Here is a 15912-nt window from a genome sequence, read left to right as displayed (position 1 = left end):
ATGAACACCACGATCGCGAAGACCATGCCCGCGTGGCTGAATGACCAGTACGGCTCCGCAAGCGGCACACGGCGTGAGATCGTCCAGACACCCGAGCCGCGGAGGGGAGAAGTGCTGCTGCGCATCCGTGCCACAGCACTCAACGCCGCCGACGTGCGCATCATGCTCGGCGACCCCCTGCTGCTGCGCCCGGTCTTCGGCCTGCGGAGGCCGAAGCAGCCGATCCGCGGCATCGATGTCGCAGGCACGATCATCGCGGTCGCCGAGGATATCGACGAGGCTCTGATCGGGGACGAGGTCGTGGTGGAACTCGACGCCGGCGGCGGACTCGCTCCCTACGCCGTCGCGCGTGCCGATCGGCTCGTCGCGCGGCCGGATGCGCTCGCGCCGGAGCTTGCAGCGACCCTTCCGATCGCGGGCGGCACCGCCGTTCAGGCTCTCGACGTCGCGGGTATCCGTGAGGGGCAGCGCATTCTCGTGATCGGCGCGTCCGGGGGAGTGGGCACCTTCACCGTGCAACTCGCCGCTCTGCGCGGGGCCGAGGTGTGGGCGACCTGCGGCGAGCCCAATCGCGCTGTGGTGGAGTCCCTCGGCGCCACCCGCACGTTCGACTACCGCAAGACCGATCTGTCGACGCTCCCCGCGACCTTCGACGCGATCATCGACATCGCGGGCGCGGCACCGCTTCGCCAACTGAGGCGGCTGCTGGCGCCGACCGGCGTCATCGCCATGGTCGCCGGCGACGGCGGTCACGTACTCGGCCCGATCCCGCGGATGCTGCGCGCGATGTTCCTGTCCGTCGGATCGCGGCGCCGCATCCGTCCCGTCGCCGCCGTGTCGAAGCGCGACATCAATCAGCAGTTGGTGGCGCTCGCCGCCGACGGGAGGATCACGCCGGTGATCGAGCAGATCCTTCCGTGGGATGGTGCGGCGGACGGCCTCGCACGCCTCGAGTCCGGACACACCGTTGGCAAGGTCGTCGTGCGCGGCCGGGAGGAGTAGGGGAGAAGCGGTATCCACGCGACGCGCCGCTGGCGTGCGCACAGATTCGGATGCCAGAATGATCACTGGCGTGCCTGCGTCGCATCTTCCCCGCTAGTCTCTGCAGTGAGCGGCGAGTCGAACTTCCGCCGGGCCCCTGGACAGCGTCCGCCGCATCTCTTTCGAGGAGCAAGATGTCGACGCCAGAAACTGTCACCGCACCCACCGCCACCCGCACCGCTCATCATCGCCGGTACCTGATGTGCCGTCCTGAGCACTTCACGGTCAGCTACAAGATCAACCCGTGGATGGAGCCGGCGAAGCCCACCGACACCGCGAAGGCCGTCGCGCAGTGGCAGAAGCTCCACGATCTCTACCTGGAGCTCGGCCACGAGGTCGAGCTGATCGACCCGCTCGATGGCTTCCCCGACATGGTCTACACGGCCAACGGCGGCTTCGTGATCGACGGGCGCGCATACGTGCCGAAGTTCCGCTTCGTCGAGCGTGCAGGCGAGGCGCCGGCGTTCGCCGACTGGTTCCGCGCGAGCGGATTCGACACGATCGAGCCGGAAGAGGTCAACGAGGGCGAGGGCGACTTCCTGCTCGTCGGCGACACCATCCTCGCCGGTACAGGCTTCCGTTCGACGGGCGACAGCCATCGTGAGGTGGGCGAGGTGTTCGGCCGTGAGGTCGTCTCCCTGAACCTCATCGATCCGCGTTTCTACCATCTCGACACGGCCATCTCGGTGCTCGACCCGGTCGAGGGTGCGGCCAACGGTGGCCCGGAGCGCGCCAACATCGCGTACCTGCCCGGTGCCTTCGACGACGCCAGCCGCGCGATCCTGGAGGAGCGCTTCCCGGATGCCATCCTCGTCGCCGATGCGGACGGCGCGGTGTTCGGGCTGAACTCGGCGAGCGACGGCTACAACGTCATCATCTCGCCCCGCGCCACCGGCTTCGAGAAGCAGCTGCGCGAACGCGGCTACAACCCGATCACCGTCGATCTGTCCGAGCTGCTGCTCGGCGGCGGAGGCATCAAGTGCTGCACGCTCGAGCTGCGTGCGGCAGGCGACGAGGAGAAGAGCGCATGACGACCGCAGCCGTGAGCACCGAGGCGCACGTCGCCCAGAACTACTCTCCGCTGCCCGTCACCGTCGCTTCCGGTGAGGGCGCGTGGGTCACCGACGTCGAAGGCAAGCGGTACCTCGACCTGCTCGCCGCGTACTCGGCCGTGAACTTCGGACACCGGCATCCGGAACTCGTCTCCACCGCGAAAGCGCAGCTCGATCGCGTGACGCTCGTCAGCCGTGCGTTCATGAGCGACCGGCTCGAGCCGTTCGCAGAGGCTCTCGCCCGGCTGTGCGGCAAAGAGATCGTGCTGCCGATGAACACCGGCGCCGAAGCAGTCGAGACGGGCATCAAGGTCGCTCGTGCATGGGGCTACCGGGTCAAGGGCATCGCGCCGGGCAAGGCGCGCATCGTCGTCGCCGCCGGTAACTTCCACGGCCGCACGACGACGATCGTCAGCTTCAGCGACGACGACTCGGCGCGCGACGACTTCGGGCCGTACACGCCCGGCTTCGACGTGGTGCCGTTCGGAGATGCGGATGCCATCGCCGCCGCCATCACGGATGACACGGCCGCCGTGCTCGTCGAGCCGATCCAGGGCGAAGCAGGCGTGATCATCCCGCCGGAGGGCTATCTCACGCGCGTCCGCGAGATCTGCACCGAGAAGAACGTGCTGTTCATCGCGGACGAGATCCAGGCCGGGCTCGGCCGCGTCGGAGAGACGTTCGCATGCGACCGTGAAGGCGTCGTCCCCGATCTCTACCTGCTGGGCAAGGCTCTCGGCGGCGGCATCCTTCCCGTCTCGGCCGTCGTCGGCGATCGAGACGTGCTCGGCGTCATCCGGCCGGGGGAGCACGGTTCCACGTTCGGCGGGAACCCCCTCGCTGCGGCCGTCGGACTGCGCGTCGTGGAGATGCTGGAGACGGGCGAGTTCCAGGAGCGCGCCCGCACGCTCGGTGCTCATCTCGATGCGGGGCTGCAGAAGCTCCTGGGGCACGGCGTCACGGCTGTGCGCGTCGCGGGCCTGTGGGCCGGCGTCGACATCGACCCCGCGCGCGGTACGGGCCGGGAGATCAGCGAGAAGCTGATGGAACGCGGCGTGCTCGTCAAGGACACGCACGGACAGACCATCCGCATCGCACCGCCGCTCGTCATCCGCAGCACCGAGATCGACTGGGCACTCGAGCAGCTGAGGCTGGTGCTCGAGGGCTGAGCGCTGGATGCGAAACGGGGTGGCCGATTCTCAAACCGGCCACCCCGTTTCGGCTGTCAGCGCTGAAGCTCCGTGGCCTCCGCCCCGCGCTGGAGGGTCTCCGGGAGGAATCGGATGCCGAAGATGCCGATCACGCTGAGCGCGACGAGATAGCCGGCCACCAGCCATGGCGAACCGCCGGTGGCGGCCACCAACGCGGTCGCGACGAGCGGTGCAGTGCCACCGACCAGGGCGGCCGGGATCTCGCGCGAGATCGCGATGCCGCTCCATCGCATGCGGGTGGGGAACAGCTCAGCTAGCATCGCGGCGCTGACTCCGATCGTTCCGCCCTGGATCACCGCGAGTCCGAGGATCAGCGACAAGCCGACGAGCCAGGAGTTCTCGGTGTTGAACAGCCAGAACATCGGGAACGCGAAGACCACGCCGAAGATCGCCGCCGCCATGAGAACCGGCTTGCGTCCGATGCGGTCCGCGAGTCGGCCGCACAGCAGCGTGACAGGGATCGTGAGCAGTTCTGCGATCACGAGCCCGATCAATGCGTGCGTCGGGTCGACCGACAGAGTGCCGGTCGTGTAGTTCAGCGAATACGTCTGCACGACGTAGACCCACGGCAGGGCGAAGACGAACAACGCCATGCCGGGAAGCAGGATCCGCCAGTGCGTGCGGACAGCTTCGACGAGCGGCGCCGATGTCACCTCGCCCTTGCGCTCGGCCGCCTCGAACGCGGCGGTCTCTTTCACCCGGAGACGGAAGTACAGCGCGAATGCGACGATCACGATGCTGGCGATGAAGGGGATGCGCCAGCCCCACGCCAGGAAGAGGTCGCTGGGCATCAGGCTCACCAGGGCGAAGAAGCAGGTGGCCAGCGCCATGCCGACGTACACGGCAGAACCCGGGAACCCCGCGACGAACGCACGGTTCTTCGTCGGCGCGGATTCGCTGGCCATGGTCATCGCGCCGGCGAACTCCGCACCGGCGCCCGCGCCCTGGAACAGGCGCAGCACGATCAGCAGGATCGGTGCCCAGATGCCGATCGTCTCTCCTGTCGGCAGCAGGCCGATGAGGGTCGTGGCAAGGCCCATCATCAGCAGGGTCGTGAGCAGAGTGGCCTTGCGGCCGATGCGATCGCCGAAGTGCGCGAAGATCAGGCCGCCGATCGGGCGGGCGCCGAAGCCGACCGCGAATGTCGCGAATGCGCCCAGGGTGCCGGCAAGACTGCCGGCACCGGGGAAGAACAGCGGCGCGAACACCAGCGCCGAAGCCAGCCCGTACAGCGTGAAGTCGTACCACTCGATGATGGTTCCGACGGAACTGCCGATGATGGCGCGGCGGCGTTGGTCTCTGGTGTCGAGTCCGGATCGGTCGATGTCAGTGGCAGCGGCGACGTCGGTCATGTCACTCCTTCGTGGGCGGTCGCACCCACATTAGGAGTCGGCATGTCACGCGGCGATGTACGTTTCGCACACGGTCAACGCCACCGCGTGCGTGGACAGCACATCGGCGGTCGCGGCGGCTTCGGAGACCGTGCTCAGCGCACTGGCGGCTCCTGATCCTCCCCGTGCGACGGCACATCCTGGTCGTCGTGAGCAGACAGCTCGTCCGCCGACACCAGGTCGTCGACGTCGAGCATCGCAGGGCCGGCATCCGCTCGGCTCTCCGCGCTGAGCAGTTCCACGGGGATGCGGATCGGCGTGGTCGGCGCGACAGGCAGCCCGAGGCGGCGCTGGAGATTTCGCAGCCAGCGCGGCTGCGCACCCAGTACTCCGGTCTCGTCACGCGACTCGACTTCGAGTCCGTAGTAGTCGCCGATCTTGTCGATGAGCTGCGCTCGCTCTGCTCTGGCGTACGCACGACGTTCTCGGATGAACGCCACCATCGTCGACCAGCAGATCAGCAGCATGACGACGCTGAACGGCAGGGCGATGGTGATCGCCGCCGTCTGCAGGGCGGTAAGACCTCCCGCGAGCAGCAGTGCGATCGCGAGTGCTGCGGTCACCAGCACGAAGAAGGTGCGGATCCAGCGCTTCGGGTTCTGCTGCCCGCCGGTCGCGATCATCCCCATCACCAGGGCGCCCGAATCGGCGGAGGTGACGAAGAAGATCGCGATCAGCAGCAGCGCGCCGGCACTGACGATCCCTGCCCCCGGCACGTGCTGCAGCATCTCGAACAGTGCACCCTGCAGGTCGACCTCACCCTCGGCATTGGTGAGGGTGCCTGGATCTGCCAGCTCGATCGCGAGTGCCGAGCCGCCGAGCACTGAGAACCACAGGATGCCGAGCAACGTCGGCACGAGGATGACGCCGGCGACGAACTCGCGCACCGTGCGTCCCTTCGAGATGCGTGCGATGAAGATCCCGACGAAGGGGGCCCACGAGATCCACCAGCCCCAATAGAACGACGTCCACTGCGCCTGCCATTCCTCGCCGGCGGTGCCCTGGAAGGCACTGACGTTGAACGAGAGACCGACGAAGTTCTGCACGTAATAGCCGAGCGACTGCACGAAGTCGCGCAGCAGGAACTCGGTCGGTCCGACCACCAGCAGATACAGGACCAGGATGCCGGCCATGATGAGGTTGATGTTCGAGAGCCACTTCATGCCCTTGGTGACGCCGGACAGCACCGAGGCGAGCACGAACACGGAGATCACCAGGATGATGATCACCTGGGTGGTGGCGTCGGGCTTGGCGATGCCGGCGACGTCGAGCCCGGCGCTGATCTGCAGCACACCGAGACCCAGTGACGTCGCGACGCCGAAGAGCGTGCCGACGAGCGCGATGACGTCGATGGCGTGTCCCCAACCGCCCTCGACGCGTTTGCCGAGCAAGGGCTCCAGCGTCCAACGGATCGAGATCGGGCGTTTGCGGCGGTGGATGGCATAGGCGAGCGCGAGACCGATGACGACGTAGATCGACCAGGCGTGCACGCCCCAGTGCAGATACGTCTGACCGAGCGCCGCCTGGGCCAGCTGCTCGGGTGTTCCCGCCACCCCTGGGCGCGGGTCGACGAAGTGCGTCAGCGGCTCCGAGACACCGTAGAACACCAGCCCGATGCCCATGCCGGCGGCGAACAGGAGCGAGAACCAGCTCATGAGCGAGAACTCCGGCTCGTCGTCATCCTTGCCGAGTTTGATGTCGCCGAATCGGCTGAATCCGAGGTACAGGCTGAACGCCACGAAGATCGCGGCGATGAGCACGTAGTACCAGTTGAAGGCGTTGACGATCGTGGTCTGGATCGTCTTGAACATGCTCTCGGCGATGCCGGGGGCGATGAGCGTGAACGCCACGAACACGATCACGATCACCGCCGCCGGCCAGAACACCCAGCGCTGTACAGGCGGGAGGGAGCGTTTCGGCGCTGGTGCACCGGCATCCGTCACGTCCGTGGTGGCGGATGCCGTGGCATCCGTGATCTGCTCTTCCCCCGGTTCGCTCATGACACCACGCTAGTCAGGCGCGGCGGAGAGCGGGAGTGTCAGTCCGCGCGCACTGTGCGGATCGGCGTGGTGGCGGCGGCGACCTCGTCGCTGAACTCGACGGGGTCGGCGCGCATCACGGAGATCGGCCGCGTCTCGTCGAGCGTCAGGCGGAAGCGGGTGTTCTTCTGCCGGTGCAGACGCCCGGAGGCCAGCATCCATGTCACACCCACCGCCATGGCGACGAGACCTGCGATGCCGCCGAACAGGATGGAGGCGCGGGGGCCGGCGGCATCCGTAATCCAACCGGCAATGGGCGCGCCGATCGGGGTCGACCCCATGACCACGGCCATGTACAGCGCGAGGACGCGCCCGCGCAGCGCGGGGTCGGTCGTGGTCTGCACATAGCCGTTCGCCGTGGTCAGCATCGACACCGTGGAGAACCCCACGAAGATGAGCACAGCCGCATAGCTCCAGTACGTCGGCATCCACGAGGAGATCACGGATGCCACACCGAACCCGCCGGCCGCGATGACCAGCACACGGATGCGCGCACGATCGCGACGCGCGGCCAGGAGGGCGCCGACGAGGGATCCGATCGCCAGCACCGAGCTCAGCACGCCGTAGCCATCGGCTTCTCGGCCGAACTCCAGCGCCATCGTCGACGCGTAGATCGGGAAGTTCATGCCGAACGCACCGATCAGGAACACCATGACGAAGGTCACCTTGAGGTCGCTCCGACCCCAGACGTAGCGGAAACCCTCGGCGAGACCCGTCCGCCCGGTGTTCTTGATGCGGGGGAGCAGCTCGCGGGAGCGGATCAGCACGAGGGCGACGAGCATCGCGAGGAAGGTCGCCGCGTTGATCACGAACACCCAGCCGGTGCCGACCGCGACGATGAGCAGGCCTCCGACGGCGGGGCCGATGAGCCTCGCCATGTTGAACGACGCCGAGTTCAGCGCCACGGCGTTCGACGCGTCGCCCACCGTGACCATGTCGGAGACGAACGCCTGACGTGCGGGTGCATCGAAGGCGTTCGTGATGCCGAAGGCCAGTGCGAAGCAGAACATCAGCGGCAGGGTCATGATGCCGGTCAGCAGGAGGGCCGCGACGCCGATTGCGAGCCCCATCAGTACCGTCTGCGTGAGCAGCAGGATCTTGCGCCGGTCGAAGCGGTCGGCGACCCAGCCGGTGAGGCTGACCAGCACGAGGGGCGGCCCGAACTGCAGCGCCATCGTGAAGCCCATCGCGGTGGCGTCGTTGTCGGTCAGTTCGGTGAGTACGACCCAGTCCTGTGCGGTGGCCTGCATCCACCCGCCGACGTTCGACACGAGAGCGCCGAGGAACCAGATCCGGTAGTTGAACGAGCTGAAAGAGCGGAACATCGCGGTCATCGTTCGGCCACCTTCCGCATCAGGGATGCCGCTTCCCGGAGCGTGCGCAGCTCGTCGTCGGTGAAGTCGAACTCGGCGAGCGCGTCGGCCAGCGCGGCATCGCGCTTCTGCACGGTCGCGGCGACGATCTCGGTGCCGGTGTCGGTGATCTCGATGTAGACGCGCCGCCGGTCCTCGTCGCTCGGCACGCGGACGACGTGGCCGCTCTCGGCCAGCGCATCCACGATGTTCGACATCGTCGGCGCGCTCACGCGCTCTCGCTGGGCGAGCTCGCCCACCGGCAGTCGGCCGTTGCCGCGCAGGCAGGCGAGCACGGCGAACTGCGCGTCGCTGATGCTGTCGACGGCGCGCTCGCGGCGCAGGCGCCTGGCGAGGCGGAAGGTGGCGAGGCGCAGATCGGTGGCGGTCGCGTGCAGAAGGTCATCGGGTTCAGTCATTACTTAGGTAGTCTAACTAAATTTCCTGAGAATGGGGGCAGAATGGATGCCGTGAACATCGCACTCGAACTCGCCGTCCAGGATCCGGCCGGCGTTCGCGTCGCACGTGAGGTCGGCGCTGCGCGCGTCGAGCTGGCCCAGGCGCTCGCACTCGGCGGCCTCACGCCGTCGCCGGCGACACTCGAACTCGCACGCGAGGCAGCGCGGGAGAACGGCCCGGAGATCCACGTGCTCATCCGGCCGCGTGCCGGCGGATTCCATTACGACGCCGACGAGATCGCGCTCGCGGTGCGCGACGTCGAGTGGGCGATCGAGAAAGGCGCTGACGGCGTGGTCGTCGGAGCGCTCGACGCCTCCGGCGCTCTCGACGTCGATGTGATGGCCCGACTGCGCGACGCCGCGGGGGAGGCTTCCGTGACGCTGCACCGCGCGATCGACGTCACGGCCGACCCGACGGTGACGCTGGAGCGCGCCATCGATCTCGGGCTGCGTCGCGTGCTGACATCTGGCGGAGCGTCGACCGCGATCGAGGGCGTCGACACGCTGCGTGCCCTCGTCGCCGTCGCGGACGGTCGCATCGAGATCATGGCCGGAAGCGGCGTGGTGGCCGGCAGCGCCTCTGCTCTCGTGGCGACCGGCGTCGACGCGCTGCACTTCTCGGCGAAGCGCGTTGTCGACGGCGAAGGGCCCGGCGTTCGCATGGGGTCGGCCTCGGATGGTGTCGGAGGCTACGAGGTCACCGACCGCATCGCGGCCTTCGCCGTGCGGGAGGCGCTCGGAATCTGAGCGGATGCGGCGGCCGTGGCTGCCGACGGATGAACGGCGGTTGCGGTGCATCCGACATCTCGCTGACGCGGACGCGCCTGATACGTAGACTCGACGCATGCCCCAGACCTCGGAGTTCACCGACGCGCACGGCGTCGCGATCGTCTACGACGTCCACGAGGCGGTGGGGGCGGCCCGCGGGGTCGTGCAACTGCTGCACGGCGTCGGCGAGCACGCCGGCCGTTACTCGGCGCTAATCGCCGCGCTGACCGGTGCCGGCTTCATCGTGTACGCCGACGATCATCGCGGGCATGGACGCACCGGCATCCGCCAGCACGACGGCGAATCGGCGAAACTCGGCAAGCTCGGCAAGGGCGGGATGCGTGCCGCGAAGGACGCGATCTGGCAGCTCACCGGCATCATCCGCGAGGAGCATCCCGACCTGCCTCTGGTGCTGCTCGGGCATTCCTGGGGGTCGTTCCTCGCGCAGATGCTCGTCAACGATCATCCGGAGGCGTGGGATGCCGTGATCCTCTCGGGCTCGGCGCTTCGCACGCCGCGCGATCTCAACGCCGCACCGTTGAACGCGCGATGGGAGGCCGCGGAGGCGTCCGGCTACGAATGGCTCAGCCGCGATGCCGCGGTGTGGAAGACGTTCGACGACGACCCGCTCACCACGAACGTGCCGCTGCTGAAGCTGTTCGGCCCCGTCGAGGCGCTGAAGCTGTACGGGCGGCCGGCGAAGGATCTCGGGCGCGACATCCCGATGCTGCTGCTGGTCGGTCGCGACGATCCGGTAGGTGGCCCGCATAGCGTGCACAAGCTCGCCGAAGAGTACCGCAGCCGCTCGGGCCTCACCGATGTCACGACGCTGGTCTACCCCGATGCACGGCACGAGATCTTCAACGAACTCCAGCAGGACGAGGTGCGCGCCGACCTGCTCGCGTGGCTCGACAAGCACATCCCGGCGCCTGTCGAAGGGTGAGCGGCTTAAGCTGGACTCGTGCATGGTGAGTACAAGGTCCCCGGTGGAAAGCTCGTCGTCGTCGATCTCGAGGTCGAGGAGGGCCGGCTGACCGACTTCCGCCTCGCCGGCGATTTCTTCCTCGAACCAGACAGCGCTCTCGAAGACATCAACGCGGCGGTCAACGGACTGCCTGTCGAGACGGATGCCACGGCCATCGCCGCGGCGGTCCGCGAGGCGTTGCCCGCGGGGGCCCAACTGCTCGGCTTCAACCCCGAATCGGTCGGAACCGCCGTGCGCCGCGCACTCGTCACTGCTCCCGGCTGGCGCGACTTCGACTGGGAGATCGTGCACGAGAAGGCGGTCTCGCCGCGCATGAACCTCGCGCTCGACGAGGTGCTCACGTCCCGCGTCGGCGAGGGCCGTCGCCGGCCGACGTTGCGGATCTGGGAGTGGGACGAGTCGGCCGTCGTGATCGGCTCTTTCCAGTCGTACCGCAATGAAGTCGATCCCGAAGGTGCCGCGAAGCACGGCTTCGACGTCGTCCGACGCATCTCCGGCGGCGGTGCGATGCTCATGGCGGCCGGTCAGATCATCACCTATTCGCTGTACGTGCCGGCATCCCTCGTGCAGGGCCTGACGTTCGCCGATTCCTACGCGTTCCTTGACGACTGGGTGCTGCAGGCGTTGAAGTCGGTAGGGATCGACGCAACCTATCAGCCGCTCAACGACATCGCCAGCCCCACCGGCAAGATCGGCGGAGCCGCGCAGAAGCGTCTCGCGAACGGCGGAGTGCTGCACCACGCGACGATCTCGTACGACATCGACGGTCAGGTCATGACCGAGGTGCTGCGCATCGGACGCGAGAAGCTCAGCGACAAGGGCACGACCTCCGCCGCGAAGCGCGTCGATCCTCTCCGCACCCAGACCGGCCTCAGCCGGGCCGAGATCATCGAGAGGTTCAAAGCCACTTTCCGGTCGCTCACCGATGCCGAGGACGGCACGATCACCGCCGACGAGTACGCCGATGCGGAGGCGCTCGTGGAGTCGAAGTTCGCGACCGACGCGTGGCTGCACCGTGTTCCATAAGTGCAGCGTCCCGTGACGGACGTTCCGCCGGGGTCCGTCACGATCATCCAGGGCGACAACCTCGCGGTCGCGCAGACGCTGCCCTCGGCATCCTTCACGCTCGTCTACCTCGACCCGCCCTTCAACACCGGCCGTGCGCAGAACCGTCAGGTCGTGACCGCCCGTCGGTCCTCGGGCGAGGACGAGCAGACCGGCGAGGTCCGCCACGGCTTCCACGGGCATCAGTACGAGCGTGTCCGCGGCATGCTGCGCAGCTACGACGACAGCTTCGATGACTACGGCGACTTCCTCATGCCCAGACTCGAGGAGGCCTGGCGCCTGCTCGCCGAAGACGGCACGCTCTACCTGCATCTCGATTACCGCGAGGCGCACTACGCCAAGGTGATGCTCGACGCCGTGTTCGGGCGCGACTGCTTCCTCAACGAACTCATCTGGGCCTACGACTACGGCGCCAAGTCCCGTAGGCGCTGGCCGACCAAGCACGACACGATCCTCGTCTACGTGAAGACGCCGGGTGGGCACGTCTTCAACTCCGACGACATCGACCGCGAGCCGTACATGGCGCCAGGGCTCGTCACCGCTGAGAAGGCGGCGCGCGGCAAGCTGCCCACCGACGTCTGGTGGCACACGATCGTGCCGACGACGGGGCGCGAGAAGACCGGCTATCCGACTCAGAAGCCCGAGGGCATCATCCGCCGGATCGTGCAGGCCTCGAGCAGGCCGGGCGACCGGGTGCTCGACCTCTTCGCCGGCAGCGGCACGACAGGGGCGGTGGCATCCGCCCTCGGCCGCGAAGCCGTGCTCGTCGACGACAACCCGGAAGCCGTGCACGTCATGACGCAGCGGATGCCGCACGCCGAGGTCACGACCTTCTGAGCACCCGGCCGTCCTGAAGTTCAAGGACATCGTCCACAGCCGTGAACTCCGCGACGTCGTGCGTCACTGCGACGACCCCGGATCCTGTGGCGGTGAGCCGGTCGATCGTCGCGGCGATGATCTCACGCGAGCGCGAGTCGAGCCCGGCCATCGGCTCATCGAGCAGCACCAGGTCGGCGCGCTGCACCAGCGCCTGCGCCAGGAGAACACGCTGCCGTTGTCCGCCGGAGAGTGTTCCGACGGGCCGTCGAGCGAGGTCGGACAGTCCCACGGTGGCGATGGCCTCATGGACCAGATCTCGATCAGCCCGCCGGGATGGGCGCCACGCACCCAGCCGCCCCCACGTGCCCATCATGACGATGTCCCTGACGCTCAGTGGCAGATGCGGCGCGAGCGGCGTGGACTGCGGCACGAGCGCGATGCGGATGCCGGGTCGTCGATCCACTGTGCCGCGGTGCGGCGAGACGAGCCCGGCGGCCACCGCGAGCAGCGTCGACTTGCCGGAGCCGTTGGCCCCGATGACGGCGAGCAGCCTCCCCGCGTGCACTTCGGCATCGACGCCGCGGAGGGCGGGATGGCCGCCGAGATCGATGGCGACATCGCGCCACGACAGCACGCGGGTGGTGGGGAGGAGAAGGGGAACAGTCGACACGCCTGCCATTATTGCAAATGAAAATCATTCTCAATAACTGCTACAGTCGCTCACTGTGTCCTCCTTGCTCGATCCCTTCACCGTCGTGTTCGTCCAGCGCGCACTGCTGACGGGCGCCCTCGTCGCGGTCATCTGCGGTGTCGTCGGCACCTGGGTGGTGCTGCGCGGTATGGCGTTCCTCGGCGAGGCCATGGCACACGGAATGCTTCCCGGAATCGCCGTCGCGACACTGCTCGGGATCCCGCCGGTTCTCGGCGCGGCGGTCAGCGCGGCCGGCATGTCCCTGGGCATCGGTGCGCTCCAACGCCGCGGGCGTCTTTCCGCAGACACGAGCATCGGGCTGCTGTTCGTGGCGAGTCTCGCGCTCGGCGTGGTCGTGATCTCCGCTTCGCGCAGCTTCGCGACGGATGCCACGGCGATCCTGTTCGGCGACATCCTCGCCGCCGCACCGAGCAACGTGCTCATGCTTGCGATCGTCGCTGTCGTCGCGCTGGTCGTCGCCGCCCTCGGCCACCGCTCGTTCGTCGCGGTCACGGTCGACCCGCGGCAGGCGCAGCTGCTGGGGCTGCGCCCGCAGATCGCGCATGTCCTGCTGGTCGGCCTCATCACCCTCGCGGTCGTCGCGGCGTATCAGGCCGTCGGCTCGCTACTCGTCGTCGGCATGCTGCTCGGCCCTGCCGTCGCCGCAGGACGCTGGGCCACACGCATCCCCTCGATCATGGCGCTCGCGGCAGTGATCGGCACTGCCTCGGTCGCCGTCGGCCTGCTCATCTCCTGGCATGCGGGAACCGCCGCCGGAGCCACGATCGCGTTCGTCGCGATCGTGGCGGCGGCCGTGTCCGCCGCGCTCCATGGACTCTTCTCCGCGCACGGTGCCGGGCGCCGGCACGCCCTCATCGAAAGGACCTCATGAGAACCCGTACCGCCGCCGCTTCCGGCATCCTCCTCCTCACCCTGGCAGGATGCGCCCCGACCCCGTCAGCTCCCGCGTCTTCTACGGAGGAGGCCGCCGGTGACGGGCATGGCGAGATCGCCGGCGCGCACGAGCTCGCCGAGCCCGCCCTGCATCTGACGACTGTGGATGCCGAGGGCGCGGTGCACCACCTCGATCTGCTCGACGAGGAATCGGAGGTGCTGGGAGAGATCGAGCCGATCGACGATCTCGTCAGCGACGGGCGGTATCTGTTCGGCATCAGGGAGGGATCCGTGACGGTCATCGACAGCGGCGTCTGGACCTGGAGCCACATCGACCACTTCCACTACTACGAGGCGCCGTCCCGCGTGATCGGCGATATCGAAGGGAGCGGACTCGCGACAGTGGTCGTCGGTGAGGTCGGTACTGGCATCCTGTTCGACGACGAAGCCATGCTGATCGACACGCCGGCACTCGCCGACGGGCAGATCGTCGAGCTCTTCCGCGTCCCGGTCGAACCGCACGCGGGTCTCGTGGTCCCGCTGGCCGAAGGAGCGGTCATCACGGAGCCGGATGCCGAGGGCATCGCACAGACGCTGCGCGTCGTGGATGCGGACGGAACGGAGGGCGAATCCATTCCGTGCGTGAACGCGGCGGGGACCATCACGACGGTCGTCGGGACAGTCATCGGCTGTGCGGACGGTGCGGCTCTCTCTGTCGGAGGTCAGCCGTCCGACTGGGAGCGCATCGCGTACCCCGCGGGCGTCGCACCGGCGGCGAGCGACTTCGCCGGGCGCAAGGGCCGCCCGAGCGCGGCTGCGCTCGCCGGAGACAGCGGAGTGTGGCTGCTGGACGCGCGCGGTCGCAGTTGGACGTTCCAGGATCTCGGCGAGGAGATCGTGCGGGTCACGGCAGTCGGTGACGATGCGGATCGGATGCTGGCGCTCACCGCGAGCGGATCGTTGCTCGTGCTCGCCGGAGGCGAGGTCGTCGCGCGGACGGAGCCGCTCGTCGCAGCATCCATCGCCGATCCCGATCTCGCCGCGAGCGTGACCTTCGTCGTCGATCAGAACAGGGCGTACCTGAACGGCCCTGCCGAGCACGCGATGTGGGAGATCGATCCGGCTGACGGCGCCCGCATCGCCCGCACCTTCGAGACGGACACCGTGCCGTTGCACCTCGCGGGAACCGGCCGATGAGCGGGATCAGCAGGGCCACCACCGCCTTACTCGCTGTGGCTGCCGCCGCCGGTGTCCTCGCCGGATGCGCGCCCTCCGCGGCAGACCGACCGAGCGTCTACGTCACGACGAACATCCTCGGCGACGTGGTCTCCGAGATCGCCGGTGCGCATCTGGACGTCGTGACCCTCATGGCACCCGGGGCCGATCCGCACTCGTTCGAGCTCTCCGCGCAGCAGGCCGCGGGCCTGCGCGACGCCGAGCTCATCGTGGCCAACGGACTCGGGCTCGAGGAGGGCCTCGCTCAGCACGTCGGGGCCGCCGCAGACGAGGGCGTGCCCGTCGTGGAGGCCGGTGACCATGTCGAGGTGCTCGAGTACGCGGAGGGCGCCGGTCCCGACCCCCACTTCTGGACCGACCCAGAGCAGATGATCCTCGTCGTGGATGCGCTCGCTCCGACGCTCGCCGAGATCGCGGGTGACGCCGGCGATGACGTGCTCGCCGCGGCTGCGGCCTACCGGGAGGAGCTGAGCGCGCTCGACGAGCACATGACGACTGCGCTTTCGAAGATCCCCGCAGAGCACCGTGCTCTGGTGACCAACCATCACGTCTTCGGCTACCTCGCTCGTCGTTACGACGTCGCGCTGCTGGGGGCGGCGATCCCGGGCGGCACGACCCTCGCGGCACCCAGCCCCGCAGACCTCCAGGAGCTCGTCGACGCGATCGACGAGGCCGGAGTCCGCACGATCTTCGCCGAGTCGTCGCAACCCGACCGACTTGTCCAGGTGCTCGCCGAGGAGGCCGATCGAGAGGTCGCTGTCGTCGAGCTCATCACCGAGTCCCTCGCGCCGCCCGGAGAACCCGGCGACACGTATCTCGACATGATGCACGTCAACACCGAGCGCATCGCCAAGGGCCTGAGCCCATGACCCCCGCCCGAGAGGGCGACACCCCCGCCCGAGAGGGCGAG

General features: G+C 68.2%; 15 protein-coding genes. 10 read left to right on the top strand and 5 right to left on the bottom strand.

From position 1 onward, the window contains the following. The 3 genes from IEV67_RS01630 to rocD all read left to right on the top strand — a co-directional run bounded on the left by IEV67_RS01630 (window position 1) and on the right by rocD (window position 3262). Window positions 1-1002, top strand: a complete 1002-nt coding sequence (locus IEV67_RS01630; RefSeq protein ID WP_188434784.1) for an NAD(P)-dependent alcohol dehydrogenase — start codon at window positions 1-3, stop codon at window positions 1000-1002. Window positions 1003-1175: 173 nt separating this feature from the next. Beyond that, entirely contained in the window at window positions 1176-2072 is an 897-nt protein-coding gene (gene ddaH, locus IEV67_RS01625; protein WP_188434783.1) for a dimethylargininase, read from the top strand. After that, complete coding sequence (gene rocD / locus IEV67_RS01620) at window positions 2069-3262, top strand: ornithine--oxo-acid transaminase (RefSeq protein WP_188434782.1); 1194 nt, start codon at window positions 2069-2071, stop codon at window positions 3260-3262. Before ddaH ends, rocD begins: the two co-directional genes overlap by 4 nt. Before the next feature lie 56 nt (window positions 3263-3318). On the opposite strand, the gene IEV67_RS01615 is transcribed toward rocD, so the two are convergent. The 4 genes from IEV67_RS01615 to IEV67_RS01600 all read right to left on the bottom strand — a co-directional run bounded on the left by IEV67_RS01615 (window position 3319) and on the right by IEV67_RS01600 (window position 8505). Beyond that, the gene (locus IEV67_RS01615; RefSeq protein ID WP_188434781.1) at window positions 3319-4656 is read right to left on the bottom strand and encodes an MFS transporter; all 1338 of its coding nucleotides are present in this window, start codon (window positions 4654-4656) and stop codon (window positions 3319-3321) included. A 134-nt stretch (window positions 4657-4790) separates the two neighbouring features. Beyond that, window positions 4791-6695, bottom strand: a complete 1905-nt coding sequence (locus tag IEV67_RS01610) for a BCCT family transporter (RefSeq protein ID WP_188434780.1) — start codon at window positions 6693-6695, stop codon at window positions 4791-4793. A gap of 38 nt (window positions 6696-6733) precedes the next feature. Then, the gene (locus tag IEV67_RS01605) at window positions 6734-8059 is read right to left on the bottom strand and encodes an MFS transporter (RefSeq protein ID WP_188435705.1); all 1326 of its coding nucleotides are present in this window, start codon (window positions 8057-8059) and stop codon (window positions 6734-6736) included. A gap of 5 nt (window positions 8060-8064) precedes the next feature. Then, on the bottom strand, window positions 8065-8505 hold the full coding sequence (locus IEV67_RS01600) for a MarR family winged helix-turn-helix transcriptional regulator (protein WP_033105917.1): 441 nt from the start codon (window positions 8503-8505) through the stop codon (window positions 8065-8067). A 42-nt stretch (window positions 8506-8547) separates the two neighbouring features. Between IEV67_RS01600 and IEV67_RS01595 the strand changes: the two genes are divergently transcribed. The 4 genes from IEV67_RS01595 to IEV67_RS01580 all read left to right on the top strand — a co-directional run bounded on the left by IEV67_RS01595 (window position 8548) and on the right by IEV67_RS01580 (window position 12199). Next, the gene (locus IEV67_RS01595; protein ID WP_188434779.1) at window positions 8548-9291 is read left to right on the top strand and encodes a copper homeostasis protein CutC; all 744 of its coding nucleotides are present in this window, start codon (window positions 8548-8550) and stop codon (window positions 9289-9291) included. A 97-nt stretch (window positions 9292-9388) separates the two neighbouring features. Beyond that, window positions 9389-10255, top strand: a complete 867-nt coding sequence (locus IEV67_RS01590; RefSeq protein ID WP_188434778.1) for an alpha/beta fold hydrolase — start codon at window positions 9389-9391, stop codon at window positions 10253-10255. A gap of 18 nt (window positions 10256-10273) precedes the next feature. Then, window positions 10274-11323 (top strand): lipoate-protein ligase LplAB, encoded by a 1050-nt coding sequence (lplAB, locus tag IEV67_RS01585; RefSeq protein WP_188434777.1) that lies wholly within the window; start codon window positions 10274-10276, stop codon window positions 11321-11323. Window positions 11324-11335: 12 nt separating this feature from the next. Continuing rightward, entirely contained in the window at window positions 11336-12199 is an 864-nt protein-coding gene (locus IEV67_RS01580; protein ID WP_306440964.1) for a DNA-methyltransferase, read from the top strand. Here IEV67_RS01580 and aztA read toward each other — a convergent pair. Further along, window positions 12186-12851: a zinc ABC transporter ATP-binding protein AztA gene (gene aztA / locus IEV67_RS01575; RefSeq protein ID WP_188434775.1), complete on the bottom strand. Its 666-nt coding sequence runs from the start codon at window positions 12849-12851 to the stop codon at window positions 12186-12188. The genes IEV67_RS01580 and aztA overlap by 14 nt on opposite strands. 55 nt (window positions 12852-12906) lie before the next feature. Between aztA and aztB the strand changes: the two genes are divergently transcribed. From aztB to IEV67_RS01560, 3 genes are read left to right on the top strand one after another with little or no spacing between them, the layout of a single operon-like run. Then, complete coding sequence (gene aztB / locus IEV67_RS01570) at window positions 12907-13764, top strand: zinc ABC transporter permease AztB (RefSeq protein WP_188434774.1); 858 nt, start codon at window positions 12907-12909, stop codon at window positions 13762-13764. Further along, on the top strand, window positions 13761-14963 hold the full coding sequence (locus IEV67_RS01565; RefSeq protein WP_188434773.1) for a hypothetical protein: 1203 nt from the start codon (window positions 13761-13763) through the stop codon (window positions 14961-14963). Before aztB ends, IEV67_RS01565 begins: the two co-directional genes overlap by 4 nt. Next, window positions 14960-15871, top strand: a complete 912-nt coding sequence (locus IEV67_RS01560) for a metal ABC transporter substrate-binding protein (RefSeq protein ID WP_188434772.1) — start codon at window positions 14960-14962, stop codon at window positions 15869-15871. The genes IEV67_RS01565 and IEV67_RS01560 overlap by 4 nt, the downstream gene beginning before the upstream one ends. Window positions 15872-15912: the final 41 nt, after the last annotated feature.

It is taken from the genome of Microbacterium murale (assembly GCF_014635185.1).
Taxonomy (GTDB): domain Bacteria; phylum Actinomycetota; class Actinomycetes; order Actinomycetales; family Microbacteriaceae; genus Microbacterium; species Microbacterium murale.
This window is presented reverse-complemented; position numbering and strand designations above follow the sequence as displayed.

What these genes read in the sequence shown, in the direction of transcription:
- IEV67_RS01630 (WP_188434784.1), top strand. Translation starts at nt 1, where the DNA reads ATGAACACCACGATCGCGAAGACCATGCCCGCGTGGCTGAATGACCAG.
- ddaH (WP_188434783.1), top strand. Translation starts at nt 1,176, where the DNA reads ATGTCGACGCCAGAAACTGTCACCGCACCCACCGCCACCCGCACCGCT.
- rocD (WP_188434782.1), top strand. Translation starts at nt 2,069, where the DNA reads ATGACGACCGCAGCCGTGAGCACCGAGGCGCACGTCGCCCAGAACTAC.
- IEV67_RS01615 (WP_188434781.1), bottom strand. Translation starts at nt 4,656, where the DNA reads ATGACCGACGTCGCCGCTGCCACTGACATCGACCGATCCGGACTCGAC.
- IEV67_RS01610 (WP_188434780.1), bottom strand. Translation starts at nt 6,695, where the DNA reads ATGAGCGAACCGGGGGAAGAGCAGATCACGGATGCCACGGCATCCGCC.
- IEV67_RS01605 (WP_188435705.1), bottom strand. Translation starts at nt 8,059, where the DNA reads ATGTTCCGCTCTTTCAGCTCGTTCAACTACCGGATCTGGTTCCTCGGC.
- IEV67_RS01600 (WP_033105917.1), bottom strand. Translation starts at nt 8,505, where the DNA reads ATGACTGAACCCGATGACCTTCTGCACGCGACCGCCACCGATCTGCGC.
- IEV67_RS01595 (WP_188434779.1), top strand. Translation starts at nt 8,548, where the DNA reads ATGGATGCCGTGAACATCGCACTCGAACTCGCCGTCCAGGATCCGGCC.
- IEV67_RS01590 (WP_188434778.1), top strand. Translation starts at nt 9,389, where the DNA reads ATGCCCCAGACCTCGGAGTTCACCGACGCGCACGGCGTCGCGATCGTC.
- IEV67_RS01565 (WP_188434773.1), top strand. Translation starts at nt 13,761, where the DNA reads ATGAGAACCCGTACCGCCGCCGCTTCCGGCATCCTCCTCCTCACCCTG.
- IEV67_RS01560 (WP_188434772.1), top strand. Translation starts at nt 14,960, where the DNA reads ATGAGCGGGATCAGCAGGGCCACCACCGCCTTACTCGCTGTGGCTGCC.